General features: G+C 66.8%; 12 protein-coding genes. 3 read left to right on the top strand and 9 right to left on the bottom strand.

All coding sequences use genetic code 11. The features are described 5' to 3' along the window. Positions 1-18: 18 nt before the first annotated feature. The 6 genes from RAM80_RS23385 to RAM80_RS23410 form a co-directional block, all read right to left on the bottom strand. Positions 19-828: an ABC transporter permease gene (locus RAM80_RS23385; protein WP_416422786.1), complete on the bottom strand. Its 810-nt coding sequence runs from the start codon at positions 826-828 to the stop codon at positions 19-21. Further along, complete coding sequence (locus RAM80_RS23390) at positions 818-1,768, bottom strand: ABC transporter permease (RefSeq protein WP_416422787.1); 951 nt, start codon at positions 1,766-1,768, stop codon at positions 818-820. Before RAM80_RS23390 ends, RAM80_RS23385 begins: the two co-directional genes overlap by 11 nt. 1 nt (position 1,769) lies before the next feature. Then, on the bottom strand, positions 1,770-2,798 hold the full coding sequence (locus RAM80_RS23395) for an ABC transporter ATP-binding protein (RefSeq protein ID WP_416422788.1): 1,029 nt from the start codon (positions 2,796-2,798) through the stop codon (positions 1,770-1,772). 120 nt (positions 2,799-2,918) lie between these two features. Continuing rightward, a complete protein-coding gene (ydcS, locus tag RAM80_RS23400) occupies positions 2,919-4,070 on the bottom strand; it encodes a putative ABC transporter substrate-binding protein YdcS (RefSeq protein WP_416422789.1) in 1,152 nt (383 codons plus the stop codon). A gap of 102 nt (positions 4,071-4,172) precedes the next feature. After that, the gene (locus tag RAM80_RS23405) at positions 4,173-5,633 is read right to left on the bottom strand and encodes a gamma-aminobutyraldehyde dehydrogenase (protein WP_416427544.1); all 1,461 of its coding nucleotides are present in this window, start codon (positions 5,631-5,633) and stop codon (positions 4,173-4,175) included. A 138-nt stretch (positions 5,634-5,771) separates the two neighbouring features. Beyond that, complete coding sequence (locus RAM80_RS23410) at positions 5,772-6,680, bottom strand: LysR family transcriptional regulator (protein ID WP_416422790.1); 909 nt, start codon at positions 6,678-6,680, stop codon at positions 5,772-5,774. A 191-nt stretch (positions 6,681-6,871) separates the two neighbouring features. Here RAM80_RS23410 and RAM80_RS23415 point away from each other — a divergent pair, with 191 nt between their 5' ends. After that, complete coding sequence (locus RAM80_RS23415; RefSeq protein ID WP_416422791.1) at positions 6,872-8,056, top strand: diguanylate cyclase domain-containing protein; 1,185 nt, start codon at positions 6,872-6,874, stop codon at positions 8,054-8,056. A 4-nt stretch (positions 8,057-8,060) separates the two neighbouring features. Here RAM80_RS23415 and RAM80_RS23420 read toward each other — a convergent pair whose 3' ends face one another. The 3 genes from RAM80_RS23420 to RAM80_RS23430 all read right to left on the bottom strand — a co-directional run bounded on the left by RAM80_RS23420 (position 8,061) and on the right by RAM80_RS23430 (position 10,779). Next, positions 8,061-8,750, bottom strand: coding sequence for a YoaK family protein (locus RAM80_RS23420; RefSeq protein ID WP_416422792.1), 690 nt, complete (start codon positions 8,748-8,750; stop codon positions 8,061-8,063). 81 nt (positions 8,751-8,831) lie between these two features. Next, positions 8,832-10,115 carry a sensor histidine kinase gene (locus RAM80_RS23425; protein ID WP_416422793.1) on the bottom strand — a complete coding sequence of 428 codons (1,284 nt, stop codon included), beginning with the start codon at positions 10,113-10,115 and terminating at the stop codon, positions 8,832-8,834. Beyond that, positions 10,108-10,779: a response regulator transcription factor gene (locus tag RAM80_RS23430; RefSeq protein ID WP_416422794.1), complete on the bottom strand. Its 672-nt coding sequence runs from the start codon at positions 10,777-10,779 to the stop codon at positions 10,108-10,110. Before RAM80_RS23430 ends, RAM80_RS23425 begins: the two co-directional genes overlap by 8 nt. A 136-nt stretch (positions 10,780-10,915) precedes the next feature. Here RAM80_RS23430 and RAM80_RS23435 point away from each other — a divergent pair, with 136 nt between their 5' ends. Together RAM80_RS23435 and RAM80_RS23440 are read left to right on the top strand one after the other, a co-directional pair. Next, the gene (locus RAM80_RS23435) at positions 10,916-13,177 is read left to right on the top strand and encodes a TonB-dependent receptor (protein ID WP_416422795.1); all 2,262 of its coding nucleotides are present in this window, start codon (positions 10,916-10,918) and stop codon (positions 13,175-13,177) included. Then, a complete protein-coding gene (locus tag RAM80_RS23440) occupies positions 13,177-13,899 on the top strand; it encodes a tetratricopeptide repeat protein (protein WP_416422796.1) in 723 nt (240 codons plus the stop codon). The genes RAM80_RS23435 and RAM80_RS23440 overlap by 1 nt, the downstream gene beginning before the upstream one ends. The last annotated feature ends 143 nt before the right edge of the window (positions 13,900-14,042 follow it).

Consider the following 14,042-nt stretch of genomic DNA (forward strand, 5'->3'; position numbering starts at 1 on the left):
GTTGTCCCCTTGAAGGTGTTATTTGCCGCCACTGCCGGCCACGCTTTCGCCGCCGCGTGTCAGGTAGTAGGCGCCCAGGATCGGCAGCATGGTCACCAGCATCACCAGCATGGCGACCACGTTGGTCACCGGCACGTCGCGTGGGCGGCTGAGCTGGTTGAGCAACCAGATCGGCAGCGTGCGCTCGTGGCCGGCGGTGAAGGTGGTGACGATGATTTCGTCGAACGACAGCGCGAACGCCAGCATGCCCCCGGCCAGCAGCGCCGAGCCCAGGTTGGGCAGGATGATGTAGCGGAAGGTCTGCCAGCCGTCGGCGCCCAGGTCCATGGACGCCTCGATCAGGCTGTGGGAGGTGCGCCGCAGGCGGGCGATGACGTTGTTGTAGACGATCACCACGCAGAAGGTGGCGTGGCCGATGACGATGGTCATCAACCCCGGCTCGATGCCCAGGCTCTTGAACGCCGACAGCAGGGCGATACCGGTGATGATGCCGGGCAAAGCGATGGGCAGTATCAGCATCAGCGAGATGCCTTCCTTGCCGAAGAAATTGCGCCGGTACAGCGCCGCTGACGCCAGGGTGCCGAGCACGATGGCAATCAGCGTGGCCACGCAGGCCACCTGCAGCGACAGCTTGATCGACTCCACCACGTCGGTGCGGGCGAAGGCTACGCCGAACCACTTCAGGGTGAAGCCCTGGGGCGGAAAGCTGAAGGCGGCGTCTTCGGTGTTGAAGGCGTACAGGAAGATGATCAGGATCGGGAAGTGCAGGAACACCAGCCCGCCCCAGGCAGCCAGGCGTAGCCCGATGGAGGGTTGTTCAGAGCGCATCGAAGGCCCCCAGGCGTTTGACGATGGACAGGTACACCGCGATCAGCACGATGGGCACCAGGGTGAACGCCGCGGCCATCGGCATGTTGCCGATGGCGCCCTGCTGGGCGTAGACCATGCTGCCGATGAAGTAGCCGGGCGGCCCGACCAACTGCGGCACGATGAAGTCGCCCAGGGTCAGCGAGAAGGTGAAGATGGAACCGGCGGCGATGCCCGGCACCGACAGCGGCAGGATTACCTGCATGAAGGTTTGCCGCGGCTTGGCGCCCAGGTCGGCCGAGGCTTGCAGCAGCGACGGCGGCAGGCGCTCCAGCGAGGCCTGGATGGGCAGGATCATGAACGGCAGCCAGATGTACACGAACACCAGGAAACGCCCCAGGTGCGAGGTGGACAGGGTGCTGCCGCCAATGCCGGGAATGCCCAGCACCGCCTGCAGCAGCGGCTCCAGCCCCAGGTGCTGGACGAACCACTGGGCCACGCCGCCCTTGGCCAGCAGCAGGGTCCAGGCGTAGGCCTTGACGATGTAGCTGGCCCACATGGGCATCATCACCGCGATGTAGAAGAACGCCTTGGTCTTGCCCGTGGTGTAGCGCGCCATGTAATAGGCGATGGGGAAGGCCACCAGGGCGCTGGCCAGCGACACGGCCACGGCCATCACCAGGGTGCGCTGGATGATGTCGAAGTTCGCCGGGTTGAACAGCGCGGCGAAGTTGGCCAGGGTCAGCTCCGGCGTGACCGTCATGCTGAAGTCGTCGAAGGTGTAGAAACCCTGCCACAACAGGTTCAGCAGCGAGCCCAGGTAGATGGCGCCGAACCACAGCAGCGGCGGCACCAGCAGCAGCGACAGGTACAGGTTGGGCTTGCGGTACAGCAGGTTCCACAGCCGCCGCAGGGGCGAGTAGTCCGCCAGCGGCGCCGGTTTTTCCAGGGCCAGGCTCATGTCACAGGCCCTCGCCGTCGCGCAGCGGCGTCATCGCCTCGCGGGCCCAGCGCGCGCTCAGGCGCTGGCCAGGCTGCAGCACGATGCTCGGCTCCTGCCACTGATTGTTGGCCTGGCTGATGGCGATCACCTGGCCGCTGGCAAGCTTCAGCTCGTAGCGGGTGGAGCTGCCTTGGTACTGGATGTCGTGCAGCACACCGTCCACCTGCACTTCGTGGCCAGTGGCGGCCTCGCCGAAGCGGATGTGTTCCGGGCGGATGGAGAAGGGCTGGTCGCTGCCGCACACCAGGCGCGCGGCCTCGCCACGCAGCACGTTGGAGGTGCCGACGAACTCGGCGACGAAGGGGGTGGCGGGCTTCATGTACAGGGTGCGCGGGCTGTCCACCTGCTCGATGCGGCCCTTGTTGAACACCGCCACGCGGTCGGACATGGACAGCGCTTCGGTCTGGTCGTGGGTGACGAAGATGAAGGTGATGCCCAGCTGGCGCTGCAGCTTCTTCAGCTCGCCCTGCATCTGCTCGCGCAGCTTCAGGTCGAGGGCACCCAAGGGTTCGTCCAGCAGCAGCACCCGTGGGCGGTTGACCAGCGCGCGGGCCAGGGCCACGCGCTGGCGTTGGCCGCCCGACAGCTGCACCGGCTTGCGCTGGCCGTAGCCGCCCAGGGCCACCATGGCCAGGGCTTCCTCGGCGCGCTGCTGGCGCTCCTGCTTGCCCACGCCCTTGACCTTGAGGCCGTACGCCACGTTGTCCAGCACGTTCATGTGCGGGAACAGGGCGTAGTCCTGGAACACGGTGTTGACGTCACGCTGGTAGGGCGGCAGGCCGGCGGCCTCGGCGCCATGAATGCGAATCGAGCCGCTGCTGGGCTGCTCGAAGCCTGCGATCAGGCGCAGGCAGGTGGTCTTGCCCGAGCCGGAGGGGCCGAGCATGGAAAAGAACTCGCCGTCCTGGATATCGATGGATACCCGGTCGACGGCCTTCACTTCGCCGAACACGCGGGAAACCTGGGTGAACTGGACTGCAAGCGTCATGATGCGCTACTCCGGTGGGCATGGAGAGTGTGGCGTGGAGGATGTGGGAGCTGGCTTGCCAGCGAGCTTTTGAGGGCCTTCAAAGCTCGCTGGCAAGCCAGCTCCCACAAGGGCGTGGGCTCAGCGGCCGCCCATGATCGCGATGTAATCCTGGGTCCAGCGGCTATACGGCACGAACTTGCCGCCCTCGGCCTGCGGGGTTTTCCAGAAGGCGATCTTGTCGAACTGGTCGACGCCATTGGTCTTGCAGCCCTCGGCCCCCAGCAGTTCGCTACTGGTGCACGCCGCCGGTACCGCCGGCAGCGAGCCGAACCAGGCCGCCACGTCGCCCTGCACCTTGGGTTGCAGCGACCAGTCCATCCACTTGTAGGCGCAGTTGGGGTGCGCGGCCTCGGCGTGCAGCATGGTGGTATCGGCCCAGCCGGTGGCGCCTTCCTGCGGAATGGTCGAGGCCACGGGCTGGTTGTCGGCCTTAAGGCCATTGACCATGTAGCCCCAGGAGCTGGAGGCCACTACGCCTTCGTTCTTCACGTCGCTCATCTGCACCGTGGCGTCATGCCAATAGCGGTGCACCAGCGCGTGCTGGGCGCGCAGCAGGTCGAGCACGGCCTTGTACTGGGTTTCGTTCAACTCGTAGGGGTTCTGGATGCCCAGCTCGGGCTTGGCGCTCTTGAGGTACAGCGCCGCGTCGGCGATGTAGATCGGGCCGTCGTAGGCCTGCACACGGCCCTTGTTGGGCTTGCCGTCCGGCAGGTCCTGGGCGTTGAACACCACGCCCCAGCTGGTGGGCGGGGTCTTGAACACGTTGGTGTTGTACAGCAGCACGTTGGGCCCCCACTGGTACGGGGTGCCGTAGGTCTGCTTGTTGACCACGTACCAGGGGCCGTCCTTCAGGCGCGGGTCGATGTTCTTCCAGTTGGGGATCAGCGCGGTGTTGATCGGCTGCACGCGCTTGCCGGCAATCAGCCGCAACGAGGCGTCGCCCGAGGCGGTGACCAGGTCGTAGCCGCCCTTGGCCATCAGGCTGACCATCTCGTCCGAGGTGGCGGCGGTCTTGACGTTGACCTTGCAGCCGGTCTCCTTCTCGAAGCCGGTCACCCAGTCGTAGTTCTTGTCGCTCTCGCCCCGTTCGATGTAGCCCGGCCAGGCAACGATATCCAGTTGCCCTTCACCGGCACCCACCGCCTTGAGCGGTTCGGCGGCCTGCAGGCTGGCGCTGGCCAGCAGGGCGGTGGTCAAGGCGCTGAGCAGTGCGGTCTTGTGCGCGTGCATGGTATCCCTCTTCTTTAAATTATGGTCGGGGCAGTGTTCGAACGGTGCAGCGGGCCTTCGTCGAGGCTGATTATTAGAGTAGTGGTGATAACGCCTGGCGGGTCAGAGGTGCTCCCCGTGGCGCGCCATGATGTGGCGCACCACGCTGTAGTCCTGCAGCGAGTCACTGGACAGGTCCTTGCCGTAGCCCGAGCGCTTGAGGCCGCCGTGGGGCATTTCGCTGGCCAGCATGAAATGGCTGTTGATCCAGGTGCAGCCATACTGCAGGCGCGCCGCCACCTGCATGGCCTTGTCCAGGTTCTGGGTCCACACCGACGAGGCCAGGCCGTATTCCGATTCGTTGGCCCAGTCCACGGCCTGGCTCAGCTCGTCGAAGCGGGTGACGGTGACCACCGGGCCGAACACCTCGCGCTGGACGATCTCGTCGTTCTGGCGGCAGCCGGCCAGCAGCGTTGGCTGGTAGAAGAAGCCGGGGCCCGAATGTACGGCGGCGCCGGTGATGCGTTCGATGTGCGGCTGGCTCAGCGCCCGTTCGACGAAGCTGGCCACGCGGTCACGCTGGCGCGAACTGATCAGTGGCCCCAGCTCGTTGTCGGCATCGCGCTTGCCGGCGAAGCGCAGCTTGCCCACTGCGGTTCCCAGTTCGCTCACCAACTGGTCGTGGATGCCCGCCTGGGCGTACACCCGGCAGGCCGCCGTGCAGTCCTGGCCGGCGTTGTAGTAACCGTGGTTGCGCACGCCGTCGACCACGGCGCGCAGGTCGGCGTCGTTGCAGACGATCACCGGCGCCTTGCCGCCCAGTTCCAGGTGGGTGCGCTTGAGGGTTTTCGAGGCGGCCTGGAGAATTTTCTGGCCGGTGACGATGTCGCCGGTCAGCGACACCATGCGCACCTTGGCGTGGCTGACCAGGTGGCCGCCCACGCCCTCGCCGCCGCCACAGACAATGTTCAGCACCCCGCGCGGCAGGATCTGCGCCAGCGCCGGGGCCAGTGCCAGGATCGACAGCGGCGTGTGCTCGGATGGCTTGAATACCAGGGTGTTGCCCGCTGCCAGCGCCGGGGCGATCTTCCACGCGGCCATCATGATCGGGTAGTTCCATGGCGCGATGGACGCCACCACGCCAATCGGGTCGCGGCGCACCATGCTGGTGTAGCCGGGTACGTATTCACCGGCCAGCTGGCCGGTCTGGCAGCGCACGGCGCCGGCGAAGAAGCGGAACACATCGACGGTGGCCGCCAGGTCGTCCTGGCGCGCCAGGTGCAGCGGCTTGCCGCAGTTCAGTGCTTCCAGCTGCGCCAGGCTGTCGGCCTGGCGGGCCACGGCGTCGGCAATCTGCAGCAGCAGGCTGGCGCGTTGCTGCGGGGTGGTGCGCGACCAGCTGGCGAAGGCGCGGTGGGCGGCCATGATGGCGTGCTCCACCTGCTCGCTGCTGGCCTCGGCGATGTGGGTGAGGACCTCGGCGGTGGCCGGGTTGATGATCGGTTCCACCAGGCCTTGCCCGGCGACGAGCTCGCCGTCGATCAGCAGTGCGGTGCACAGGGTAGGGGTGGAAGTGCCGGCCATCTTGCGAGGTCTCTTTTCTTTTGGGCTCACGGGCAGGCTCCTTGATACAGGCAGCCCGGGCACGGATTGTCTCGGTGGTTAGAGACTAGTGCGCGGGCGAGTGGGCTACAAATTCTAAATACTGAATGCAGCATTCGATTAAATCGATAGCCTGCGCCCAGCGTTGGGTTGCTCGCGGGCCACGGTCAGGAACGGGTCCACCAGCGCCGGCCGTGCGGTGCCACGGCGCCAGGCCAGGCCCACGTCCAGGGTCTGGGTCAGGTCAGCCAGCGGCCGTGCCTCGATGATGTCGCCTTCCAGCGACCAGGGCCGGTAGGTCATGTCCGGCTGGATCGACACCCCCAGGCCCGCCGCCACCAGGCTACGCACGGCCTCGGTGGAGGCGGTGCGCAGGCTGATGCGCGGCGTCAGGCTGGCGTGGGTCCACAGGCGCTGGGCGTTGCGGTCCATCTCGTCGACGTTGAGCTGGATCAGCGGCTCGCGGGCCACGTCGGCCAGGGTGATGCTGTCGTGCTCCAGCAGCGGGTGCTGGGCCGGCAGCCACAGGCGGTGGGGCGAGTGGGTCAGCACCTCGGTCTGCAGGGCGTGGCGGTCTTCCAGGTTGGAGACGATCAGCACGCCCACGTCGCCGCTCACCAGCAGGTGCTCGATGTACGGGCGCTCGTCCTCCATCACCCGCAGTTCCACGTTGGGGTAGGCGCGCTGGAAGCGGGTCAGCAGGTCGGCCAGGTAATAGCCGGCCACCAGGCTGGTCACGCCGATGATCAACTGCCCGGCCACCTGGTCGGTGCTCTGCTGCAGGCTGCGCTTGGCGTTGTCGACGGTGGCCAGGATCAGGTGCGCCTGGCGCAGGAACTGATGGCCCTGGTGGGTCAGGGTCATGCCCTTGGCGTGGCGGTTGAACAGGCTGACGCCGATCTCCTGCTCCAGTTGCTGGATGGCCAGGGTAAGCGTCGACTGGGAAATGAACACCGCCTGGGCGGCGGCCGAGATCGAACCGGTCTCGGCCACGGCAATGAAATGGCGGATCTGGCGCAGGGTCATCATGGACAGGGCACTCGCAAAGTCCGTAGCAGCTGCCGCCAGGCTGCGTCTTGCTTCACCGCGGTGGCACGGGACGAAGCCTGGCGGCAGCTGCTACGGGATCTATAAAGCTGATGGGGCGAGTGTATATCTTTTTTTTCGAACGGCTGCCTGTTGGTCTATGGTAGTCGGACTCAACTCGTACCCGGTGCCCAATGTCTGTTCCCCACCCAGCACACGACGCGCAAACCCTGGCCGACGTCGAGCGCACGATTGCCTCCGGGGTGCGCATCCTGCGGTTCAGTGATGGGCTGGAGCGTCGCTACCAGGCCGACACCGTCAGGCAGCGCCTGCAGTTCATCACCGCCGTGGGCATCGGCGGCGCGGTGGTGTACAACCTGTTCCTGCTCAGCGACTGGCTGACCCTGCGGGACATGTTCGCCTACGTGGCCGCCGGCCGCCTGCTGCTGGTCACGCCGCTGTTCATCGCCTTGCTGGTGCTGGGGCAGCGCCTCACCCGCCGGTGGGCCGTGGAAACGGCCGCGGCGGCCGGCACCGTGGTGTCGTCACTGATACCGCTGGTGGCGATGATCTACAGCCACAGCCCGTACCGGCTGCATTACCAGCTGGGGATGCTGCTGATCATGGTCTACTGCACCATGATCCAGCAGTTGCCCATGCGCTTTGCCTCGGTGGCCATGCTGTGCATGCTGGCGATCCAGCTGGTCACCACCTACCTTGCCGACTTTGCCGACTTCAGAATCTGGCAGGCCAATGCGCTGCTGTTCGTGTCCACGGTGGCGCTGCTGTTGATGGCTTCGTATTTCCAGGAGCGCGCCAGCCGGCTGAGCTACCTGTTTGCCTTGCGTGGGCGCCTGCTGCGCGAGCAGTTGTTGGACATTGCCCGCACCGACGCCCTGACCCAGTTGTTCAACCGTCGTTATCAGGGCGAAGTCATGACCCAGGTGTGGGAAGAGGCGGCGGCGAGGCCGGTGAGCGTGGCGGTGATCCTGCTGGATATCGACCACTTCAAGGCCTACAACGACAACTACGGCCACCTGCAGGGCGATGCCTGCCTGGCCCAGGTTAGCCAGGCTATCCAGCAGGCCGCGCAGGCGCAGGATGCCCTGGTGTTTCGCTTTGGCGGGGAAGAGCTGCTGATTCTGCAGGTGGGCGCCGGGGCCGGCCAGGCGCAGGCCCTGGGCGAGGCGTTGCGCCAGGCGGTGGCCGCGCTGGCCATTGCGCACCCGGTGCTGGGCGCTGGGGCGCGGGTGACGGCCAGCCTGGGCGTGGCGGCGGCCATGGCCCCGCACACGGGCGCCGATGCCCTGATTGCCGCGGCAGACCAGGCGCTGTACGCCGCCAAGGCCGCCGGGCGCGATTGCCTGCGCTGCGCCTGACGGCTTACGCCAGGTCGGTCTTGCCTTCGTACACCATCACGCAGCCCCAGGCGGCCACGGCCACAGGAATTACCAGGCACCACAGCCCCACCGCCAGGTAGAGCAGCGCCGAGCCGATACAGCCCACGGTGAAGCCCAGCAGGTTGCGGCCAATGGGCCCCATGCGCGCCAGCACCACGTCGCGTTCGCCGCGGTCGCGCAGGCCGATCAGCGAGAACAGGTCGATCGCCAGTTGCGTCACGTTGCCGGTCATCAGCGTGGTCGGTGGCGCGGCTTTCAGGTGCTGGCGCGACAGCGCGTTCTGGATAGCCATGGCCGCCACGCCGACCATGCCAGTGACCAGTGCCACCAGCGAATCACCGTCGGTAAACGGCCCCAGGCAGACCGCGCAGGCCATGAACAGCGCCAGCAGCAGGGTGTGCGCCAGCATCAGCAGGTGCAGCGACGCCAGGTTGCGCCGGTGCAACGCGGTGGCGGCCAGGTGGGTGAAGCCCACGACCATGGCGAACACCGGCAACGCCAGTAATTTCGCCAGCGCCCCCGAGGTGCCGTGCACGATGCTCACCCCCAGGGTGACGAAGTTGCCGGTGACGTGGGCGGTGAACAGGCCCTGCAGGGCCAGGAAGCCCACGGTGTCGACGAAGCCACCGTTGAAGCTCAGGGCCGGGGCGAGGGAGGTGGGTACGGGGCGCATGGTGGGTCGTTCCTTGAGGTTGGGAGGCGCGGCCATTGTGGCCGCGAAACCGTTTCAGGAACAATTATCCAGAGGGTGAACTTATTGTTTCTGTTTTGGGGACGATGCGCAGTCCAGGCGGAAGCATGTCGGCCCGCCCTCGGGGGAATGGACGCTGATGGCCCAGCCCTGGTTCAGGCAGATACGCTTGACCAGTGACAGGCCCAGGCCCAGGTTTTCGACGCTGGGCTGAGCCCCCCGGGTGAAGGGCAGGAAAATCGCCTCGTGCTGGTCGGCGGGCACGCCGGGGCCGTTGTCCTGCACCTCCACCCAGCTGTCGCCCACCCGCAGGCGAATCTCACTGCCGGTGCCGGCGTACTGCAGCGCGTTGCGCAACAGGTTGCCCAGCACCGTGCGCAGCAGCGGCAATGGATAGGCCGGCGGGGTGGCCGAGCTGCCCTGGGGTTCCACCAGCAGCGCCAAATGCAGGCGCCGCGCCTGGGGGCAGGCCTGCTGCACCTGTTCGGCCACCGCCTGGGCCAGGCTGGCGTGGGCGAACCCCAAGCAGTCGGCCTCGCCACGGGCCAGCATCAGGTAGGTGTCCAGGCGCTGGCGCATGTCTTTGATCGACGCCTCCACCTGGGCCAGCTGGGCATCGGCGGCGGGGCTCAGCGGCTCCTCGTCGCGCAGCACCTCGCAAGCGCTCAGCGCTGCCATCATCGGTGTGCGCAGTTCATGGCCGACGTCGGCGGTGAACAGGCGCTCGCGCTGCAGCGCCAGTTCCAGGTGGTTGTAGGTGTCGTCGAAGGCCTGGGCGGCGGCGCCGATTTCATTGGCAGGGAAGTCCGGCGCCAGGCGGCTGGAAGGGGGCAGGGCGGTGCGCGCGCCCATGCTCGCGGCCAGGCGCTCGATGGGCCGCACCAGGCGCCGGGTGGTGATCACCCCCAGCAGTACGGCCAGCAGCACCAGGCCGCCGAGGCTGGTGACGCCGACAATCAACAGGGTCGACAGACCGTGTTCGTAGTCGGTGTAGTCGCGCATCAGCAGGTAGCGCTGGGCGCCGTCGTCCACCACGCGCACATGCCACAGGCGCTGGCCGCGCATCAGCTTGTAGAAGCCGGGGGACAGCTGCCGCAGGTCGGCGGGGAACTGCGCCGAGCCCGGTTGGCCGACGAAGAAGCGCCCCGGGCGGCCGGCGCCACCGCTGGCGATTTCTTCGCGCACGCGCTGGATGGCGATGCCCATGTCGATTTCCTGCAGGCGCACCTCCAGGCGGTTCAGGCTCAGGTCCGACAGGGCCAGCACCAGCGCGCCGGTGAGCAGGCTCACCAGCCCGTAGATCAGGATCAGCCGGCGGCCCAGGCTATGGCGGCGGCGCTCAGTCATCGGCCAGCCGGTAGCCGATGCCGTGCACGGTGCGCAGCAGGGGCAGGGCGAAGGGCTTGTCGACCACGTGGCGCAGTTGATGAATGTGGGTACGCAGGCTGTCGCTGTCGGGCGGCGAGTCGCTCCACAGCAGTTCTTCCAGCTTGCGCCGTGCCACCACTGCGGGGCTGGCCTGCATCAGCGCCATCAGCAGGCGCAGGGGGGCGGGCGGCAGTTTCAGCGGCTGGCCGGCCCGGCTCAGGGCCAGGGTGGTGGTGTCCAGGCACAGGTCGGCTACCTGCAGCACGGCCTTGTGCTGAGGCGCGGCGCGCAGCAGCACGGCGTTCACCCGCGCGGCCAGCTCGGCCAGGGCGAAGGGCTTCACCAGGTAGTCGTCGGCGCCGGCCTCGAAGCCTTCCAGGCGGTTATCCAGGGTGTCGCGGGCGGTGACCATGATCACCGGAATGCGCCGTCCGCCTTCCTCGCGCAGGCGCCGGCACAGGCTGTAGCCGTCCAGGCGCGGCAGCATCAGGTCGAGCACGATCAGGTCGAAGTCGCCGCTGCGGGCCATCTCCAGGCCCTGGGCGCCGTTCTCCGCGCAGTCGACGATGTAGTCGCGGCGGCTGAGGTAGCGGGTGATGTTCTCGAGGATAACCAGGTCGTCTTCGATGACCAGAATGCGCATGGGCGGTCCAGATTTCATGGAAATGTAACGATTGTAAAAACTTCTTAACAAGAACTTGAGAAGCGTTATCGCACAATGCGCGAAAGAGAATCGTTGTTAATTACTTTAACCCGTTGGCCCCTCCTTCGAGAACCCCATGAGCCGTCAATCCACCCTCCAACCTCGCCTGGACGTTTCCCTGGGCATGGCCGTCGCCACCCTCAGCAGCCTGACCTACGCCGCCGACCAGGTGCCCAACACCTTGCAGCTGGACCAGACCGTCATCGACGCGCCCCAGGACAACACAGCGCCCTACCAGACTGAAAAGCTCTCGGGCAGCAAGTTCACCGAGGCCCTGCGCGACACCCCGCAGAGCATCAGCGTGGTGCCCAAGCGCGTGCTGGAAGAGCAGAACGCCCAGGACCTCAAGGACGTGCTGCGCAACGTGCCCGGCATTACCTTCAACTCGGGCGAGGGCGGTGGCGGCGTTGGCGACAGCATCAACATCCGTGGCTTCAGCGCCGACGGCAACATCTACCGCGACGGCGTGCGCGACCCGGCGAAATACACCCGCTCAGAGCTGTTCAACACCGAACAGGTGGAAGTGCTCAAGGGTTCCAGCAGCTCGGGCTGGGGCGTGGGCGCCATTGGCGGGGCCATCAACATGGTCACCAAGAGCCCGGAGCTGAAGGACTTCGACACCCTGGACGTGGGCGTGGGCACGGCCAACTACAAGCGCAGCACCCTGGACATCAACCACACCATCGACGGCCTGGGCGAGGGCGCGGCCTTCCGCCTCAACGTGGTGGGCTACAAGGGCGGCGAGAACGGCCGTGACTGGATCCAGCGCGAGCGCAACGGCTTCGCGCCGTCGCTGTCCCTGGGCCTGGGCACCGACACCCGCTTCACCATTGCCTACGAATACATCCACGACAACGGCAACACCGACTACGGCATTCCTACCGTCGACGGCAGCAACGGCAGCAGCCCGCACCGCCTGGGCAGCTGGAGCAGCTACTGGGGCTGGCGCAACCTGGACAAGGAAAACAACGAGTCGCACCGCCTGAACCTGAAGTTCGCCCATGACTTCAACGACAACGTCACCTTCGACAACCAGCTGACCTATTTCCACCTGGACCACGACTACTTCGTCACCACCCCGGGTGGCACCTACTACGCCGCCAACAGCCCGGCGCCGGGCGTGATGGCCAACAAGGGGGTGTACCGTCGCTACCTCAACACCCCGTCGCGCGACCAGACCAACGCTACCTGGAGCGACCAGAGCAACCTGACGTTCCGCTTCGACACCTTCGGCATCGGCCACACCCTGGTCACCGGCATCGAGTACAGCAAGCAGACCCTGCAGGAAGACACCGGCAAGCTCACCGCCGCCGACGCCGCGACCATGAGCAACCTCACGGCCGAGAGCAACAGCTGGTCCAAGTACCCGTACTCGGCTGACACCTACACCAGCGCCGAAGTGGCCGCCGAGCAGGTCGACAAGGCCTTCTACGTGCTCGACACCCTGACCTTCAACGACCACTGGCAACTGCACCTGGCCGGCCGCCAGGACCACTACGACTCGCGCATCACCAGCAACTGGTCGCGCAGCAGCCAGACCGCCGCCTGGGTGGACGGTGGCAACTCGTCGGACTCGGAAAAAGTCACCAGCGTGCACACCGCCCTGGTCTACAAGCCGGTGGAAGAGGGCAGCATCTACCTCAGCTACGCCAACGCCCGCCAGCCCAGCAGCCTGACCGCCATCGCCCAGACCGGCGCCAGCACCGGCGACAGCACCCAGCGCGGCAAGACCATCGAGCTGGGTACCAAGTGGGATGTGTTCAACGAAAACCTCAGCCTGACCGCGGCGTTGTATGAAACCAAGCGCAGCCTGACCTACACCGACGACGACACCGGCGCCACGCTGAACGTGGGCGGCGAGCAGCGCGTGCGCGGCCTGGAACTGGGCGTGGTGGGCAACATCACCGACAAATGGTCGATCTATGCCGGCTATGCCTACCAGAACGCCGTGACCTTGAAAGCCGCCAACGCCACCTCTGAAGATGGCACGGTCGGCATCGCCAACACGCCCAAGCACACCATCAGCCTGTGGAACACCTGGAAGCTGCCGGGCGACAACACCTTCAGCTATGGCGTGCGCTACGAAGACACCGTGGACATCTACCAAGGCACCGGCACCGGCGCCGACTCGGTCACCAGCGCGGCGACCAAGACCACCCTGCCGGACTACGTGGTGCATGACGTGGCGTTCACCCACGCGATCAACAAGAACATCGATCTGCGCCTGAACGTCACCAACATCTTCGACAAGCGTTACTTCACCGAATACAACGGCCGTGGCTACGGTATTCCGGGTGATGGCCGCGGCGCCACGCTGACCGCCGAGTACCGCTTCTGATGCTGGCCGATCCCGTCCTGCGCCTGGGTGTGCAGGACCGCACCGCGGTGGCACGCCTGCTGCTGGACCAGGCCGCCACCGGCAACCCCGAGGCCCAGGCGCACCTGGGCCAGGCGCTGCTCGACGGCCACGGCATAGAACGCGACGCGGGGCTGGCCTTGCGCTGGTTCCGCATCGCGGCGGGGCGCGGGCACCTGGTGGCGCTGAACATGGTCGGCCGCTGCCTGGAACTGGGTTGGGGCTGCGCCCCGGACTTGCCCGCGGCGGCGGTGCATTACCGCGCCGCCGCCCAGCGCGGGCTGGACTGGGGCCAGTACAACTACGCCAACCTGCTCAGCCAGGGCCGCGGCGTGCCGCGCGACATGGCGCAGGCGCTGGCCTGGTACCAGCGCGCCGCCGACAGCGGCCACGCCAAGGCCATGAACCTGGTGGGGCGCTTTCATGAAGAGGGTTGGGGCATCCCGGTAAACGCCGCGCTGGCCTTCGACTGGTTCCAGCGCTCGGCCCTGGCCGGGGATTTTCGCGGCCAGTGCAGCTACGCGGCGATGCTGGTGCGCCAGGGCAACCTCGACGAGGCGGCCCAGTGGGTCATGCGCGCAACGCGCACGGCCACCCCGGCGTTCCTTGCCAAGATCCGCGAAGCGGTGGCCGCCTTGCCGGCCGCCGTGTTCGCCCCCGTCATCACCGCCATCGACCAGCGCCTGGCCCCAACGGCCCCGTAGCAGCGGCCGCGAGGCCGCGTCCAGGGCACCGCGCCTTTCCTGGCACACCGCGGTGAGACCGGACGCGGCCTGCGGCCGCTGCTACGGGGAATGTGTGGCTTCGCGCCATCATGTCGAAAAGATATGGAAACCTAGGCAAAAAC

It is taken from the genome of Pseudomonas sp. App30 (genome assembly GCF_047947025.1).
Lineage (GTDB): Bacteria > Pseudomonadota > Gammaproteobacteria > Pseudomonadales > Pseudomonadaceae > Aquipseudomonas.